Source organism: Streptomyces sp. LE64 (genome assembly GCF_052606915.1).
Genome location: NZ_CP199708.1, coordinates 59,642 through 75,916, shown reverse-complemented (window position 1 = coordinate 75,916; position 16,275 = coordinate 59,642). Strand labels below are relative to the sequence as shown.

The following is a 16,275-nucleotide window of genomic DNA, read 5'->3' as shown; positions in this document are numbered from 1 at the left end:
TCACTCGGCGAGCTTGAGCCCGCGGTCCTTGATGAGCTTCTCGGCGGTGGCCTGGCCCTTGGCGAGGGCCGCGGAGAAGTCCCCGTCGGTGGCCTTGCCGAGGGCGGCGGTCAACTCCACCGAGGTGGCGTTGTGGACGGGGCTCCACACCCAGCCGCCGTTGATGTTCGGGACCTGCTCGGAGGCGGCGGCGTAGACGTCCTGGCCGCCGAAGTAGGCGGTGTCGAAGGACTCCTTGGCCACCGTACGCAGCTTCTCGTCGGCGGGGAGCGCCGAGGAGGTGCCGGCCGCGAGGCGGGCCTTGACGGCCTCGTCGGAGGTGGTGGCCCAGGTGATGAACTCGGCCGCGGCGGCGGCCTTCTTGCTGTCCTTGACCACGGCGAAGGAGGAGCCGCCCACCATGCCGGTCTTGCCGTCGCCCCAGCCGGGCAGGGCGACCGCGGCCCACTTGCCGGACTGGTCGGGCTGCTCGGTCTTCAGCGCCCCGGCGCCCCAGGAGGCGCTGATGCGGGTGTAGACGCGGTGGTCGGCGGTGGCCTTGGTGGACTCGGGGCTCCACGCCTTGTGGTTGAAGACCAGGTCGTCCTTGACCATCTCGCCCCAGAAGCCGGCGACCTTCTGGGTGGCCGCGTCGTCGATGTCGACCTTCCAGGCGTCGCCCTCGGCGGTGTACCAGGTGGCGCCCGCCTGCTGGGCGAGCGCGGCCCAGGTGGCGGTGTCGTCGCTCCAGAAGGCGGTGATGCGGGCCTTGGGGTCGGCCTTCTTGATCTTCTCGGCGGCTTCCGCGTACGCGTCCCAGGTCTTCGGGACCTCGATCTTGTGCTTCTCGAAGAGGTCCTTGCGGTAGTACATCATCTGCGGGGCCACGTCGAAGGGGGCCGCCCACTGCTTGCCGCCGAGCGTGACCAGGTCCTGCACCTGCTGCGGCGACTTCTTCACCGTGTCGCCGAGCAGGTCCGAGGAGTCGGCGATCAGCCCCTGGGTGACGAGGTCGGGCAGCGCCTGGTACTCGACGTTCATGACGTCGGGCGCGTTGCCCGCCTTCACGCCCTTGGCCAGCTTGTCGTAACCGCCCGCCAGCCCCGCCGGGACCTCCGAGAACTGGACGCGGACCTTCTTCTGCGCCTTGTTGAACGCCTCGGCGGTCTCCTTGGTGCCCGGCATCCAGGACCAGTAGCTGATGGTGACCGGCTCGTCTGAGCCGCCCGCGGAGTCGGAGGAGTCCTTGTCCTCGCTGCCGCAGGCCGTGGCGGCGAGGGCCAGGGACACCACGGCGGCGATGCGGACCAGGGCGGATCTGGTGGAGGTGGGCTTCATTGCGCGACTCCTTGAAGAGGGCGGTAGGGAGGGAAGCGGGGGAGACGTCGCACGAAGGCCGAGAGGCCGTGCGAACGGAAGGCCGAGGCCGAGGAGGGAGCAACAGCCGGAAAGATGTCGGCGAGTTGGCGAACATCTTTCGACCAAAAACGATCAGGGTCAAGAGTGAATGAACGAACGATCATCTCGGAACGGTTTCGATCAGATGACGACCATTCAGAACCGATGTGTCCGCATACGGGGGTGCGGCGCTGCACCCCCGTCGCCCGACACGGTGTCAGCCCAGGTCAGCGCTGTCCCGCAGCTCCACGGCGGGCCGTTCCGGTGCCGCGTCCAACTCCAGCACCACGATCTCGTTGCGCCCGGCCCGCAGTAGCGGCCAGGGAACGTACAGGGTCCGCTGCGGTCCGCGCTCCCAGTAGCGGCCCAGGCAGAAGCCGTTCACCCAGACGTAGCCCTTGCCCCAGCCGGGCAGGGCGAGGTAGCCGTCCGCTGGCCCGGCCGCCTCCAGGTGCCCCCGGTGGAAGACGGGCCCCGGGCCCTCGCCCCCCGTCCCCCAGGGCAGGCCCTCGGGCGTGCCGTGCCCGAGCTCCACCGGCCGGGCCCGCCAACCGTGCAGCGACTGCTGGGTGTGCAACACCCGCCGCACGCCCTTGCGGTCCCCGAGGCCCGTGCCGTAGTTGACGCGCCCCATGGACTCCACGAGCAAGGACACCCGGGCCGCGGCGCCCGCCACCGCCACGTCCGGCACCTGCTGCTCGCCGTCCCGCTCCAGCACGCCCACCGGACGGCCGTCCAGGTACACGTGCGCCCGGTCGGCGAGCCCCTGCACGGAGAGCGGATAGGGGCCCCGGGGGCCGGGCACGGTCGTCTCGTACAGCACCAGACCGTGCGCGATGCCGAGTTCCTCGAACGAGGGGGGCTCCGCGCCGTGCACCGGCGGCGCCGGGGACAGCCGGTCGAGCGCGTCGAAGAGCCGCACCGACTCGGTGAGCTCGACCCGACCCGTCGGGAGCAGCGGGGGCAGCGGCAGCGGTTCGGGCGGGGGCGCGTCCGCGTGCCGGGCGAGCACCGCCCGGAAGGCGTGGAACTTCTCGGTGACCCCGCCTCGCTCGTCGACCGGTGCGTCGTAGTCGTAGGAGGTCACGGTCGGGGCGTAGCGCTCGCCGGTGACCGGGTCCTTGGTGTTGGCGCCCGCCCAGGTGGCGAAGTTGGTGCCGCCGTGCGCCATGTACAGGTTGACCTGACCGCCGGCGGTGAGGATCTCGTCGAGCGCGTCCGCGGCCTCCGCGGGGTCGCGCACCACGTGGTCGTCGCCCCAGTGGTCGAACCAGCCGCACCAGAACTCCATGCACATCGGCGGATCGTCCGGGCGCAGGGCGGCGAGGCGCTCGAACGCCTCGCCGGCCCGACTGCCGAAGTTGACCGTCGCGAGGTGTCCGGGGACCGAACCGCCGGTGAGGAAGAAGTCCTCGGGGCCGTCCGAGGTGAACAACGGCACGTCCACGCCCCGGGCGCGCATCAGCTCCGCCAGGTGACGCAGGTAGCCGGCGTCGGTGCCGTACGAGCCGTACTCGTTCTCGATCTGCATCATCAGGACGTTGCCGCCGTGGGTCACCTGGTGCGGCACGAGCCGGGGGAGCAGCACGTCGAACCACCGCTCCACCCGGGCCAGGTAGCCGGGGTCCTGGCAGCGCAGCGCCCGCACCTCGGGGTCGGCCAGCAGCCACCAGGGCAGTCCGCCGTTCTCCCACTCGGCGCAGATGTACGGGGAGGGGCGCACGATGGCGTGCAGCCCCGCCTCGCGGGTGGCGGTGAGGAACCGCTCCAGGTCGGCCATGCCGGTGAAGTCGTAGGTGCCGGGGCGCGGTTCGTGGAGGTTCCACGGCACGTAGGTCTCGACGCAGTTGAGGCCCATCGCGCGCAACTGCCCCAGCCGGTGGGGCCACTGCTCGGGCAGGGAACGGAAGTAGTGCAGGGCGCCCGAGAGCAGACGCACCGGTCTGCCGTCGAGGGAGAACCCTTCAGGTGACACGTGGAACATCGGGGGCCTCCGGGGGAGGGGTGGGGTGCGGGAGGGACGGGCCGGCCGGGGGCCGGGCGCGGCGGAGGGTGCCGGGTGCGCCCGACCCCCTGGCCGGGGGCGGGGAAGGGGCTCTAGTGCGCCGCGTCGCTGGAGTCGCGGACCCGCAGCTCCGGCAGGATGGCCAGCCGGTGGCCCGGCCGGTCGGGATCGGCGAGCCGGTCGGCGAGCAGCCCGACCGCGCTGGCGCCGACCGCGTGCTTGGGCGGTGCCACGGCGGTGAGCGGGATGTCGGCGAGGGCGGCCACCTCGTCGTCGTAGGCGACGATCGCGAGGTCCTGCGGCACGCTCAGGCCGCGGGCGCGCAGCCGTTGGAGCAGCACGATCGCATCGTGGTCGTTGTGGACCAGGGCACCGTCGAGCTCGCCCGCCGCCACGGCGTCGGCGAACCGTTCGATGGCTCGGGCCCGGCCGTCCTGGTCGGTCCCCGGCGGGGACAACCGCAGCCGCAGGACCTCGTCGGCGGCGAGGCCGGCCGCGGCGAGTCCGCCGAGGTAGCCCTCCTCCACCAGGGGCGTGTGGGGGCTGTCCTCGCGCAACAGCAGACCGATGCGTCGGCGCCCCCGGTCGACGAGGTGGCGCACCGCCGCGAGCGCGCCCGCGGCATGGTCGGTGACCACGCTCTCGGCGCGGGCCAGCCCGGGCGCCGGCCGGCGCTCCACCAGGAGGTGGGGCACCGGGAGTTCGGCCAGCCAGCCCTGCTCGGCGACCGGTCCGCACGGGGTGATCAGCAGTCCGTCGACCCCGTCCGCGAGCAACTGCCGGGCCTGCGCCTGCTCCTCGGTCGGACTGTACTGCGAGATGCCGAGCACGAGGCGGACGCCCCGGGCCGCGGCGGCGGCCCGGGCGCCCTTGATGACGTCGGGGTAGTAGTAGTCGGCGGCCGGCACGATGAGCCCGAAGGTGAGCCGGGCGCCCGCCCCGGCGGGTGGCCGGGGCGCCCCGGCCGGCACCGGGCGGGGGCCGCCGGCGGCCCCACGGGGAGCCTGGCGGGGCACCGCGCCGCCGTGCACCCGTTCCAGCAGTCCGCGTTCGGCGAGGGACTCCACGTCGCGGCGGACGGTGATGGCGGAGACCCCCAACTCCTCGGCGAACTCCGTGACCCGCAGCGAGCCGCGCTCCCGCAGTCGGAGCAGGATCGCCTGGTGCCGTTCTTCGGCGTGCACGTGATGGATCTCCCTCTCGCCCTTTGCCGGACGTCGTTGTCGTGGGCGGTGCGGGGTCCGCCACCTGTGGTGGCGTCCCCGGCCGCTCCGTCACATCCGGACGACCAGTCCTCCCCGGCTGGGCCGAAGCCTAACGGCTGGTCGATCGTTTGTGAACGATTGTGTTCGAACAATCAATTTCTTGGAGGCGTGTGCGGGTCATTGCTGCTTCTTGAGCGGACGTGTTAGAAATCGCTCACTCTTGAGCGTTGGTTCTCGTTCGCCATCCAACAGCCCGGGACGACCGGCCCCTGTGGGGTTCCGCCGATCGCCCGCCCCTTCCCCGCCGTGACTGCTCGCCGCCCGTCGGACGTGCCCCCGCGTCCGCTCGCCACCCCGCCCGGAGGCCCGCCCGTGCCCGACGCCACGCCCCGCTTCGCCCAGTCGCCCGCCGCCGCACCGCAGTCCAGCCGCACCACCCCCTCCCGCCGCACCCTGCTGCGGCTCGCCATCGCCACCGCCGCGGCCGTTCCGCTCGCCTCCGCGGGCACCCTCCCCGCCCACGCCGCGGGCGATGTCTACGACACCCTCCGGGCGAAGTGGCGCGACCTGGTCCTCGGCACCGGCTTCGACCCCGCCGCCGCCCCCTACGCGGCCAAGCTCACCGCCCTGGGGACCACCGCCACCACCCTGCGCGCCAGCATGAACCCCGCTGCCGGATCCCTCTGGCCGGACCTGCCCTACGCCGACCCGGACCCCGACCTCGACGCCGAGTCCTACACCTTCTCCGGCAACCTCGGCGTCAGCTACCACCGACTGCGGGCGCTCGCCGAGGCGTACGCCCAGCCCGGCACCGGACTGACCGGCGACCCGGGACTCCTCGTCGACCTGCTCACCGGCCTCGACCACCTGCACGCCCAGGCGTACAACGCCGGACAGGCGCGCTACGGGAACTGGTACAACTGGCAGATCGGCATCCCGCAGACGCTGCTCGACATCTGCGTCCATGTGCACGACCACCTCGGCCCCGGTCGGATCACCCCGTGGATGGCCGCCATCGACCACTTCGTGCCGGACAGCGTGGTCGCCTCGTACACCGGGACCTCCACCGGAGCCAACCGCGTCGACCTGTGCCGGGTCCTCGCCCTGCGGGGAGTCGTCGGCAAGAACTCCGCGAAGATCGCCACGGCCCGCGACGCGCTGTCCCCGGTCTTCCCGTACGTCACCTCCGGCGACGGGCTCCACGCGGACGGGTCGTTCATCCAGCACGGCACCGTCCCCTACACCGGTTCCTACGGTTCCGTCATGCTCGGCGGGCTGTCCCTGCTGTTCACCCTGTTGAAGGGCTCGCAGTGGGAGGTCACCGACAGCGGCCGGCAGATCGTACTGGACTCGGTGGACACCGCGTACGCGCCGTTCCTCTACAACGGACTCGCCATGGACAGCGTCTCCGGACGGGCCGTCAGCCGCGGCCTCCAGAAGTCCGACACCCGGGCGGTCCGCCAGGACGACCACCTGCGCGGACACGCGATCATCGCCTGCATCGCGCTGCTGGCGCAGAGCGCCTCGCCGGCCGAACGCACCGGGTGGGACGCCATGGTCAAGGGCTGGATCTCCCGCGCGACGATCAACCCCCTGCTCACCAGCCCCGCCCTCGGCATCGCCCAACTCGCCCGCCTCAAGGCGATCGACGACGGGAGCGCGGTCGCCGCGCCCGAGCCCAGCGGACACCGCCTGTTCCCGGCCATGGACCGGGCCGTCCACCGTCGCCCCGGCTGGGCCGCGAACGTGTCCATGGCCTCGAACCGCATCACCTACTACGAGAACGGCAACGGCGAGCACCTCCGCGGCTGGCACAGCGGTTCGGGGATGCTGTACTGGTGGGGCAGCGACTTCGCCAACGGCCAGTACAGCGACAGCTTCTGGCCCACCGTGGACCCCTACCGACTGCCCGGCACGACGGCCTCCACCAAGCGGCTCGCCGACGGTGCGGGCGGTGCCTGGGGCGCGGCCCGTCCCGACGTCCGCTGGGTAGGCGGCGCCACCGACGGCACCTACGGCGCCGTGGGCCAGTACCTGAAGGGCCTGTCCTCCACCCTCAAGGCCAAGAAGTCCTGGTTCTTCCTCGACGACGCGGTGGTGTGCCTCGGCGCGGGCATCCACGGCCGGGACGGAACCCCCGTGGAGTCCGTCGTCGACAACCGCAACCTCGGCGCGACCGGCACCCACGCCCTCACCGTCGACGGCACCGCCCAACCCGCCACCCAGGGCTGGAGCGCGGCCTTCCCCGCCGCCCGCTGGGCCCACCTCGCGGGCCACGGCGGCTACGTCTTCCCCGGCGGCGCACCGCTGAAGGCCCTGCGCGAGACCCGGACCGGAGCCTGGTCGCACATCAACACCGGCGGCACCACCGACCCGGTCAGCCGCCGCTACCTCACCCTCTGGTTCGACCACGGCACCGACCCCACCTGGGCCACCTACAGCTATCTGCTGATGCCCGGCGCCAGCAGCGCCCAGACCGCCGCCCGCGCCGCCGACACCGGCTGGCTGGAGGTCCTCGCCAACTCCGACGAGATCCAGGGCGCCCGGGTCCCCTCGCTCGGCTTCACCGGCATCAACTTCTGGTTCGCGGGCACCGCAGGCGGCGTCACCGCGAGCGCACCCGCCTCCGTACTCATCCGGGTCACCGGCACCACCGCCGCCGTACGGGTCAGCGGTCCGCTGCGAGACGGCGCGCCGATCGACCTGACCTGGCACCGCCCGGTCGCCGCGGTCACCGCCAAGGACCCCTCGGTGCAGGTCCTCGGCACCGGTGCCGAAGCCCGACTGCGCATCACCCCCGGCACCCTCGGCGCGGTCCACTCCGCCACGCTGTCCCTGGCCTGACACGCCCGGTGGGGCCCGCACCGTGGGCCCCACCGCCCACCGAACCGCCCCCGCACATCGGCCAATCGGCTGGCCGGTTGTCGCCCTCCGCACCCGAGCGGCGCGGAACCGCTCCGGGCGGACGCTACGATCACGGCGTGATGACGACCCGGTCACCGCTGCGCAACGTGCGGGCGGTCGTGCCCCTCCGCGTGCTGCGCCGACTGCCGGTGGTCATCGTGCTGTTGTGGGGCGTACTGCTCAGCCACGGGGTGCACGCCGACACCCCCGGGCACCACCCGGCCCCTCCGTCCGTCAGCGCCCCGACGGCCCTCGCGGCCGCGCCGGCGGGCGCCTCCACCGCCGAACTCCCCGGCGACGGACACCATCCGGTGCACCCCGCCGAGCACTGCGCCCCGGCCCCGCTCCCGTCGAGCACCGGAGCCGCCGCGCCCGACGCGGCGCCGAGCGTCGACCCGGTCGCCGCCTCCGACCCGCCGCTCCCGCCCGGACGGAACACCGCCGCGACATGCGGCCCGCGCCGCACCGCGGACCACGGCACCTCGGTCATCCACCGGGTGTAGACCCCGCACGGCTGTCCCGGCGTTCCGCCGCGCAGCCCCAGGTCGTCCACCCCCCACCACCCGCGCCCGGCGGCGCCCCTCCGCGCGGCCCCACGCCCCGCAGCCGTCGCCCGGCGCACGGAGACCCCGTTGCCCCACCCCCGCACGCCCTCGCCCCGTCGCCCCGGCGACCTCCTCACCCGCATCGCCTCCGTCCTCCTGCTCGCCCTGACGCTCTGCGTCCTCGCCCACGTCCCCGTCGACGAGCACCACGGCGCCGGACCGCTGGCGACGGCCCCCGCGAACGGGGGGCACCACCCGGGAGGGCACCACGAAGGGGAGGAGTGCGGCACCGACCAGACGCCGTGCCGCCCCTCCAGCACCGTCGAACCCGCCCCGCCCGGCGGGCCGTTGACGTACGCAGCCGTCCTCGCGACCCCTCACTCCTCGCCGGCCCGCGTCCACACCGTCGCCCGGTCCGCACCCGATCGAAGAACCGGGAGGGCCGCACTCGTCCGCACCTCGCGGTGGCGGATCTAGACCGCTTTCCCCGCGGCCGGACCCCGGCCGCCGCGCACCGACCCACGGGCCGAACTCCGCCCGTTCGTCCGGCGCGAGATGAGCGCACCCGTGCACCGTCGAAGGAAAGCGAACGACATGCAGTCCCTACGCGACACCACCCCCGCCCCGAGCGGATCCGCCCTGCCCTCGCTGGTGGGGAACACCCCGCTGCTGCGGATCTCCGCCCCGCTGGCCCCCGAAGGACGGGGCTTCTGGGCCAAGTTGGAGGGGTTCAACCCCGGCGGGATCAAGGACCGGCCCGCGCTCTACATGGTCGAACGCGCCCGCGCCCGCGGCGAGCTGCGCCCCGGCGGCCGGATCGTCGAGTCGACCAGCGGCACCCTCGGACTCGGACTGGCCCTCGCCGGCATGGTCCACGGCCACCCCGTCACCCTGGTCACCGACCCCGGCCTCGAACCCTCCATGACCCGCCTGCTCGGGGTGTACGGCGCCCGCGTCGACATCGTCACCGAACCCCACCCGGTGGGCGGTTGGCAGCAGGCGCGCCGCGACCGGGTCGCCGAACTGCTCGCCGAAGAGCCCGGGTCCTGGTGCCCCGACCAGTACAACAACCCGGACAACACCACCGCCTACACCCCCCTCGCCCTGGAACTGGCCTCCCAACTCGGCCACCTGGACGTCCTGGTGTGCAGCGTCGGCACCGGAGGCCACTCGGCCGGCGTGGGACGGGTGCTGCGCCAGCTCTACCCCGAACTGCGGATCGTCGGCGTCGACACCATCGGCTCGACCATCTTCGGCCAGCCCGCCCGCCCCCGGCTGATGCGCGGCCTGGGCTCCAGCATCCACCCGCGCAACGTGGCCTACGACAACTTCTCCGAGGTCCACTGGGTGGCCCCCGCCGAAGCCGTGTGGACCTGCCGCACCCTCGCCGCCTCCCACTACGCCACCGGCGGATGGAGCGTCGGCGCGGTCGCCCTGGTCGCCGGCTGGCTGGCGCGCACCGCACCGGCCCCGACCCGGATCGCCGCGATCTTCCCGGACGGCCCCCAGCGGTACCTGTCGACGGTGTACGACGACGAGTACTGCGCCCGCCACGGGCTCCTCGACGGCCCCCCGCCGCCGGCACCCGAAACCGTGGGGCACCCGACGGAGAAGGAGGTCCTGCGCTGGACCCGGTGCACCGAGGTGTCCGACCCGCTCGCCCCGGCACCGACCGCACCGGAAGCGGGACCGCGGTGAGCGCCGCCACCGGCACCCTCGCCCAACTGCGCAGCCATCCGCGCGGGGTGCAACTCCTGCTGGTCAACCAGTTCACCATCAACCTCGGCTTCTACATGCTGATGCCGTACCTCGCGGCACACCTGTCCGGCACCCTCGGCCTGGCCGGCTGGCTGGTCGGACTCGTCCTCGGCGTGCGCAACTTCAGCCAACAGGGCATGTTCCTGATCGGCGGCACCCTCGCCGACCGCCTCGGCCACAAGCCGATGATCGTCACCGGGTGCGCCCTGCGCACCGTCGCGTTCGCCGCACTCGGTCTGGTCGACTCGGTGCCCGCGCTGATCGCCGCCTCCGCGGCGACCGGCCTCGCGGGCGCCCTGTTCAACCCTGCGGTGCGCGCCTACCTCGCGGCGGACGCGGGGGAGCGCAGGGTGGAGGCCTTCGCTCTCTTCAACGTCTTCTACCAGGCGGGCATCCTGCTCGGCCCGCTGGTCGGCATGCTGCTCACGGGGGTCGACTTCACCGTGACCTGCCTGGTGGCGGCGGGGCTGTTCGCGGTGCTCTCCGCCGTCCAGATCAAGGCCCTGCCGGCCCGTCCCGGCGCCGCACCCGAGCCGGGCGGACGCGCCGAGGGGGGAGTGCTGCGCCAGTGGCGGAGCATCCTCGCCCACCGGTCGTTCCTGCTCTTCGCCCTCGCCATGACCGGCTCGTACGTGCTGACCTTCCAGGTGTACCTGGCCCTGCCCCTGGAGGTCCGCAGGCTCGGCGGCGAGGGCCAAGGGGCCACCGCCGCGGTCGCCTTGCTGTTCGCGGTCTCCGGACTGAGCACCATCCTCGGGCAGTCCCGGGTGACGGCCTGGTGCCGGGCCCGTTGGGAACCCGGCACCGCGGTGGCCGCGGGCCTCGGGGTGATGGGGGTGGCCTTCGTCCCCCTGCTGGTGGCGACGGCACTCCCGGTGCCGGCGGCGGGAGCGGCGCGCTGGGCGCTCGCCGTGCTGCCGCCGCTCCTGGCGGCGCTGCTGCTCGCCGTCGGCACGATGATCGCCTACCCCTTCGAGATGGACATCGTCGTCCGGCTCTCGGGTGACCGCTGGGTGGCCACGCACTACGGCCTCTACCAGACGGTCTGCGGGCTCGGCATCACCCTGGGGAACCTGCTGACCGGAGCGGCGCTCGACGCGGCCCGGTCCGCCGGCGCCCCGGCCCTGCCCTGGGCGGCGCTGTGCCTGCTCGGCCTCGGCAGTTGTCTGGCGGTGCGGGCGCTGCACCGCGCGGGCCACCTGGCGCCCGTGCACCCGGTGACCGTCTGAGCCGGTGGTGGGACGGGGCTGCGTCCCCGTCCCACCACTGCGGCCCCCCGGGGTCAGACCCGGGCGGCGTCCTCCCCGGACACCTCGGGCACCGGCCCCGTCAGCGACGGGGGCCGGGTCTCCGGCAGCGCCGCGAAGCAACCGAGGCTCAGCAGCGCCACCGCGGTCAGCCAAGCCGCCACCCCCCAGGGCGGACGGCTCCCCTCCGACAGGGCGGTGGCCACGATCGGGGTGACCGCCCCGCCCAGCACCCCCGCCAGGTTGTACCCGACCGCCGCGCCCGTGCAGCGCACCCGCGGTGCGTACAGCTCGGGCAGATAGGAGGCGATCACCGCGAACACGGTGACGAACGCGATCAGCGCCACCAGGAACCCCAGGAACATCAGGACCGGTTCACCCGTGTCCAACAGGGCGACGAGCGGGAACATCCACACCACCGCGAGCGCGCTGCCCGCCAGGCACATCGGGCGCCGCCCCACCCGGTCGCTGAGCCAGGCCGCCACCGGGGTCAACGCCCCCTTGACGGCGACCGCCACCATCACGCACGCCAGCATCACCGTGGCGCTCACCCCGATCCGCTCGGTGCCGTAGGCGAGGGCCCAGGTCGACACCGAGTAGAAGATCGCGTAGCCCGCGGCCAGCGCACCCGCGGTGAGCAGCACCAGCCGCCAGTGGTCGCGCAGGACCTCGGCCACCGGCGCCCCGGCCCGCCGCCCCGCCTCGCTCAACTCCCGGAACTGGGGGGTCTCCGCCAAGGAGGAGCGCAACAACAGGCCCCCCGCCGCTAGCAGCCCCGCCGCCCAGAACGGCACCCGCCAGCCCCAGTCGTGGAACTGGGCCTCGGTCAGGGTGGCCGACAGCAGCAGCATCATGCCGTTGGCGAGGAGGAACCCGAGCGGCGGGCCCATCTGGGGGAAGCCGCCCCACAGCCCGCGTCGCCCGGCGGGAGCGTGCTCGGTGGCGAGCAGCACGGCGCCGCCCCACTCGCCGCCCAGGCCGATGCCCTGGAGGAACCGCAGGGCGACCAGCGACAGGGGCGCGGCTGCCCCGATGGCGTCGTACGTCGGCACGCACCCCACCGCGACGGTGGCCGCCCCGGTGAGCACCAGCGACCCGAACAACACCGGGCGCCGCCCGTACCGGTCGCCGACGTGACCGAACAGCACCGAACCGAGCGGCCGGGCGAAGAAGCCCACGCCGAAGGTGGCGAACGCGGCCAGCGTGCCGGCCAGCGGGGAGAACGAGGGGAAGAACAACGGCCCCAGCACCAGCGCGGCGGCGGTGCCGTAGACGAAGAAGTCGTAGAACTCGATGGCGGTCCCCGCGAGCGAGGCGGTGGCGAGCCGCAGCATCGACGGGGCGCGGCCGGACGGGCGCGGCGCAGGGGTGGCAGGAGGCATACCGCACCAACGGCACGCCCCCCGCGCCGGTTACGCCTGCCGCGCCGTGCGGGCACGGTGCACGACGGGGCGCGGACGGTGCCGCGCGCTCCGCCCCGTGCAACCCCCCGCCACCGCGACGGGGCGTGCGGTGCACGAGGGGGCCTGCCCGGTCCGCGACCGTTCCAGCCTGCGCGTGCACGGGGTTCGAGCCGTCCCGCCGGGCACCGGAGCCCCGCGGGGCGACGCCCGGACCTAGCCTTCCGAGCAAGCCGGGCCACCCGGCACCCGACCCACCGGTCCAACGGACCGCGGGGCCGTGCCGCGCGGGCTCGGGGCCCACGGACGCCCCCCGCCCGCCCATGCACCTCGCCGCGCCGACCGTCAGCGCCCGCACGGGGCGCGGCCCACGTCCTCTCGGAGGTTTGCCCATGCTGGAAAGCATCGTTGTCGTCGGCGGAGGAACATCGGGGTGGATGACGGCGTCGTACCTCAGCGCCGCCTTCGGCGACCGGATATCCATCACGGTCGTGGAGTCCGACCGGGTCGCGACCATCGGCGTGGGCGAAGCGACCTTCAGCACCGTGCGGCACTTCTTCGCCTACCTGGGGCTGGACGAGCGGGACTGGATGCCGGCCTGCAACGCCACCTACAAACTGGGCATCAGGTTCGAGGACTGGCGAGCCCCCGGACACCACTTCTACCACCCGTTCGAACGGCAGCGGATCGTCGACGGGTTCCCCCTCCCCGACTGGTGGCTGTCCCGGGCGGCCCGGACCGACGAGGGGTCCGGCGACCGGCCGGTCGGCCGCTTCGACGAGGAGTGCTTCCTCGTCGGCACCCTGTGCGACAACCACCGGTCCCCCCGCCACCTCGACGGCTCCCTCTTCGAAGGGGACCTCGGACGGCGCACCGACCCCTCGCCCGGCCGCAGCACCCTGGCCGAGCAGAACACCCAGTTCCCCTACGCCTACCACTTCGACGCCGCGCTGCTCGCCGGCTACCTGCGCGACCACGCCGTCGCCCGCGGGGTGCGCCACGTGGTGGACGACGTGCTGCACGTGGCCCAGGACGAGCGCGGCTGGATCACCCATCTGACCACCGGGTCCAGCGGGGACCTCAGCGGGGACCTCTTCGTCGACTGCACCGGCTTCCGGGGGCTGCTGATCAACCAGGCGCTCGGCGAGCCCTTCGAGTCCTACCAGCGCAACCTGCCCAACGACAGCGCCGTCGCACTGCGCGTCCCCGTCGACACCGAACGCCGCGGGCTGCGCCCCTGCACCACCGCCACCGCCCGGGCCGCGGGCTGGATCTGGACCATCCCCCTGTACGACCGGATCGGCACCGGCTACGTGTACGCGCGGGACTACAGCTCGCCCGAGGAGGCCGAACGCACCCTGCGCGCGTTCGTCGGCCCCGCCGCCGACGACCTGGAGGCCAACCACATCCGCATGCGCATCGGCCGCAGCCGCCGCTCCTGGGTCAACAACTGCGTCGCGGTGGGGCTGGCGAGCGGATTCGTCGAACCGCTGGAGTCCACCGGCATCTTCTTCATCCAGCACGGCGTGGAGCAACTGGTCAAGCACTTCCCCGACGCCCGCTGGCGGCCCGGGCTCCGCGACGCCTACAACCGCCTGGTCAACCGGTGCATGGACGGGGTGCGGGAGTTCCTGGTCCTGCACTACTACGCCGCCGCCCGCGCGGACAACGCGTACTGGAAGGACACCAAGACCCGGCCGATCCCCGACTCCCTCGCCGAGCGCGTCGAGCAGTGGCGCACCAAGCTGCCGCACGCGGAGTCCATCTACCCGCACTACCACGGGTTCGAGGCGTACTCGTACGTGTGCATGCTCCTGGGGCTGGGCGGGATACCGCTCTCCCCGTCGCCCGGCCTCGCCCTCCTCGACCCCACCGCGGCCCGACGGGAGTTCCGGCTGCTCGCCGCCCAGGCCGCGGAGCTGAAACGTTCGTTGCCCAGCCAGTACGCCTACTTCAGCCAGTTCCACTGACCACGGCGCCGGAAGCCGTGGACCATGACGGAGCCGGTGGTCGCGGGTCTGCACCTGCTCGCCCTCGTCGGCGGGCGGCGCTTCGACCCCCTCCTCCCCGAGCACCTCGCCGACCCCCTCGCCACGGTCGGCGAGGTCGGCCCGGTCCTGTTCCTCGTCGGAGTCGTGCACCGTCCGGAGCACGGCTCGGCCGGCCGGTGGAACGCGACCACGGCCCGGGTGACGACCGGCACCGGCCCGACCGGACCGTTGCTCTCCTCGATCGATGCGTGCGCAGCTCGCCGCGAGTCGCCCGCGCGCCAAGGCGGTGCGTAGTGAACCTGTCCGACCAGATCACCCCGACCCGGTTCCGGACCCTGATGGCCGGCTTCCCCAGCGGGGTCGCGATCCTCACCGTGGTGGACACCGCCTCCGGACGGCCGTGGGGGATGACCTGCTCCGCGGTGTGCGCGGTGTCGCTGAGTCCGCCGACCCTGTTGGTGTGCGTGCGGGTGGGCAGCCCCACCCTGGACACCATGCTGCGGGAGGGCACGTTCGCGGTGAACCTCCTGCACGACGGGGCCCGCTCGGCCGCCGAACTGTTCGCCTCCGGCGCCCCGCACCGGTTCGAACGGGTGCGCTGGGAGCACGCCGCCGACCGCGGCGGGCCCCACCTGGTCGAGGAGGCGCACACCGTCGCCGACTGCGCGGTCAGCGGTCGCCAGGTCGTCGGCAGCCACACGGTGGTCTTCGGCGAGGTGTACGGCATGCGTCAACACCGGGCCCCCCGGCCCCTGCTGTACGGACTGCGCCGCTACGCCTCCTGGCCCCGCGAGGCGGAGCCGCCCGGCGGGGGCGCACCGTAGACGGGCTCACCGCTCGGCCGAGCGCCCCGGGTCCGCCCCCAGGAGCCATTCCACCGCCGCCCGCGCCGCGGCGGTGGTGCGGGCCGAACCCGTCGCCCCGGTCAGGTCCAACAGCCGGCGCGCGACGGAGAGGGCCTCGACTGCGGTCCGCGAGGAACGCAGCGGCACGCAGGAGGCCCCCGTCCCGTGCACCACCAGCGTCGGCGCGGTGATCGCACCGAGCACCCCGCGCGGCTGGAGCCAGAACACCTCGTTGAGCATCGCCCTGCCCAGGGTCAGCCCGGGGGAGTAGCGCACCCGCCCGTCGGCCACCAACTCCCGGCCGGACACCTCGTCCAGGTAGCCGTCGCGCCACGCCCCGGAACCGTCCACGAACCGTTCCTTGTAGTCGATCAGCGGATCGAACAGCACCAACCGCTCGATCTCCGTGCCGCGCCGCGCCGCGTACCCGGCGGCCACCCCGCCGGTCAACCCCGCGGCCAGCAGATGGATCCGGGTGGCCCCGATCCGTTCCCTCAGCAGCCGCGAACCCGCGCCGATCACGTTGAGGAGCCCCGACAGGCTCAGCTCGGCCTGACGCCCCTCGCTCACCCCGTGACCGGGCAGGTCGAAGCGCAGGCCCGTCACCCCCGCGGTCGCCAGGGCCTGCGCGACCTGTGCGTAGAGCCCGCCCTGCTCGCGGGTGGCGCCCTCGGCGTGCAGGAACAGCGCGGCGCGGGCGGTGTCGGGCGGGGAGACCACCGCGGGGGTCAGGGTGCCGGCGAGCCAGAGCCCGTCCGGGGTGCGCAGATGGGTGCGCACCCCCGCCGCGGGGGGCGCGTCCGGTCCGACCTGATCTGAGGGCTCCGCCATCGCACACTCCGTGGGGCTGGGGGGAACGGGGGAGTCAGCCTGCCCCGACCCCGTGCCCACCGGGCCCGGGGCCGTGCGAATCCGCTGGCTCGCGGGGTGTGGAACCCCGCCCCGCGCGGACACCGGCGCGCGCGGGTACCACAAACCGTCAAGGCCCGTGCCGGCAG

Annotated in this window: 13 protein-coding genes; 8 read left to right on the top strand and 5 right to left on the bottom strand. The window is 73.7% G+C overall.

The window, feature by feature from the left end; all coding sequences use genetic code 11:
* From ACSMX9_RS00290 to ACSMX9_RS00280, 3 genes are all read right to left on the bottom strand, one after another.
* A complete protein-coding gene (locus ACSMX9_RS00290; protein WP_445398877.1) occupies window positions 1-1,317 on the bottom strand; it encodes an ABC transporter substrate-binding protein in 1,317 nt (438 codons plus the stop codon).
* Window positions 1,318-1,594: 277 nt separating this feature from the next.
* Window positions 1,595-3,361: a glycoside hydrolase family 35 protein gene (locus ACSMX9_RS00285; RefSeq protein ID WP_445398875.1), complete on the bottom strand. Its 1,767-nt coding sequence runs from the start codon at window positions 3,359-3,361 to the stop codon at window positions 1,595-1,597.
* Window positions 3,362-3,474: 113 nt separating this feature from the next.
* Window positions 3,475-4,566: a substrate-binding domain-containing protein gene (locus ACSMX9_RS00280; RefSeq protein WP_445398873.1), complete on the bottom strand. Its 1,092-nt coding sequence runs from the start codon at window positions 4,564-4,566 to the stop codon at window positions 3,475-3,477.
* A 474-nt stretch (window positions 4,567-5,040) separates the two neighbouring features.
* Between ACSMX9_RS00280 and ACSMX9_RS00275 the strand changes: the two genes are divergently transcribed.
* The 5 genes from ACSMX9_RS00275 to ACSMX9_RS00255 all read left to right on the top strand — a co-directional run bounded on the left by ACSMX9_RS00275 (window position 5,041) and on the right by ACSMX9_RS00255 (window position 11,023).
* A complete protein-coding gene (locus tag ACSMX9_RS00275) occupies window positions 5,041-7,431 on the top strand; it encodes a polysaccharide lyase 8 family protein (protein ID WP_445403140.1) in 2,391 nt (796 codons plus the stop codon).
* A 137-nt stretch (window positions 7,432-7,568) separates the two neighbouring features.
* The gene (locus ACSMX9_RS00270; protein WP_445398871.1) at window positions 7,569-7,994 is read left to right on the top strand and encodes a hypothetical protein; all 426 of its coding nucleotides are present in this window, start codon (window positions 7,569-7,571) and stop codon (window positions 7,992-7,994) included.
* Between the two features lie 129 nt (window positions 7,995-8,123).
* Window positions 8,124-8,513 (top strand): hypothetical protein, encoded by a 390-nt coding sequence (locus tag ACSMX9_RS00265; RefSeq protein ID WP_445398869.1) that lies wholly within the window; start codon window positions 8,124-8,126, stop codon window positions 8,511-8,513.
* Window positions 8,514-8,630: 117 nt separating this feature from the next.
* The gene (locus ACSMX9_RS00260; protein ID WP_445398867.1) at window positions 8,631-9,734 is read left to right on the top strand and encodes a PLP-dependent cysteine synthase family protein; all 1,104 of its coding nucleotides are present in this window, start codon (window positions 8,631-8,633) and stop codon (window positions 9,732-9,734) included.
* Window positions 9,731-11,023 (top strand): MFS transporter, encoded by a 1,293-nt coding sequence (locus ACSMX9_RS00255; protein ID WP_445398865.1) that lies wholly within the window; start codon window positions 9,731-9,733, stop codon window positions 11,021-11,023. The genes ACSMX9_RS00260 and ACSMX9_RS00255 overlap by 4 nt, the downstream gene beginning before the upstream one ends.
* A gap of 53 nt (window positions 11,024-11,076) precedes the next feature.
* On the opposite strand, the gene ACSMX9_RS00250 is transcribed toward ACSMX9_RS00255, so the two are convergent.
* On the bottom strand, window positions 11,077-12,375 hold the full coding sequence (locus tag ACSMX9_RS00250) for an MFS transporter (RefSeq protein WP_445403139.1): 1,299 nt from the start codon (window positions 12,373-12,375) through the stop codon (window positions 11,077-11,079).
* A 458-nt stretch (window positions 12,376-12,833) separates the two neighbouring features.
* Between ACSMX9_RS00250 and ACSMX9_RS00245 the strand changes: the two genes are divergently transcribed.
* The 3 genes from ACSMX9_RS00245 to ACSMX9_RS00235 are packed head-to-tail and all read left to right on the top strand — an operon-like array spanning window position 12,834 to window position 15,256.
* Complete coding sequence (locus ACSMX9_RS00245) at window positions 12,834-14,411, top strand: tryptophan halogenase family protein (RefSeq protein ID WP_445398863.1); 1,578 nt, start codon at window positions 12,834-12,836, stop codon at window positions 14,409-14,411.
* Window positions 14,412-14,435: 24 nt separating this feature from the next.
* Window positions 14,436-14,726 carry a hypothetical protein gene (locus tag ACSMX9_RS00240; RefSeq protein WP_445398861.1) on the top strand — a complete coding sequence of 97 codons (291 nt, stop codon included), beginning with the start codon at window positions 14,436-14,438 and terminating at the stop codon, window positions 14,724-14,726.
* Entirely contained in the window at window positions 14,726-15,256 is a 531-nt protein-coding gene (locus tag ACSMX9_RS00235; RefSeq protein ID WP_445398859.1) for a flavin reductase family protein, read from the top strand. Before ACSMX9_RS00240 ends, ACSMX9_RS00235 begins: the two co-directional genes overlap by 1 nt.
* 6 nt (window positions 15,257-15,262) lie before the next feature.
* Here ACSMX9_RS00235 and ACSMX9_RS00230 read toward each other — a convergent pair whose 3' ends face one another.
* Entirely contained in the window at window positions 15,263-16,108 is an 846-nt protein-coding gene (locus tag ACSMX9_RS00230; RefSeq protein ID WP_445398857.1) for an alpha/beta hydrolase, read from the bottom strand.
* Window positions 16,109-16,275: the final 167 nt, after the last annotated feature.

Coding starts and splice junctions, on each gene's coding strand:
- ACSMX9_RS00285 (WP_445398875.1), bottom strand. CDS start 3,361: ATGTTCCACGTGTCACCTGAAGGGTTCTCCCTCGACGGCAGACCGGTG.
- ACSMX9_RS00230 (WP_445398857.1), bottom strand. CDS start 16,108: ATGGCGGAGCCCTCAGATCAGGTCGGACCGGACGCGCCCCCCGCGGCG.
- ACSMX9_RS00240 (WP_445398861.1), top strand. CDS start 14,436: ATGACGGAGCCGGTGGTCGCGGGTCTGCACCTGCTCGCCCTCGTCGGC.
- ACSMX9_RS00250 (WP_445403139.1), bottom strand. CDS start 12,375: ATGCTGCGGCTCGCCACCGCCTCGCTCGCGGGGACCGCCATCGAGTTC.
- ACSMX9_RS00245 (WP_445398863.1), top strand. CDS start 12,834: ATGCTGGAAAGCATCGTTGTCGTCGGCGGAGGAACATCGGGGTGGATG.
- ACSMX9_RS00260 (WP_445398867.1), top strand. CDS start 8,631: ATGCAGTCCCTACGCGACACCACCCCCGCCCCGAGCGGATCCGCCCTG.
- ACSMX9_RS00290 (WP_445398877.1), bottom strand. CDS start 1,317: ATGAAGCCCACCTCCACCAGATCCGCCCTGGTCCGCATCGCCGCCGTG.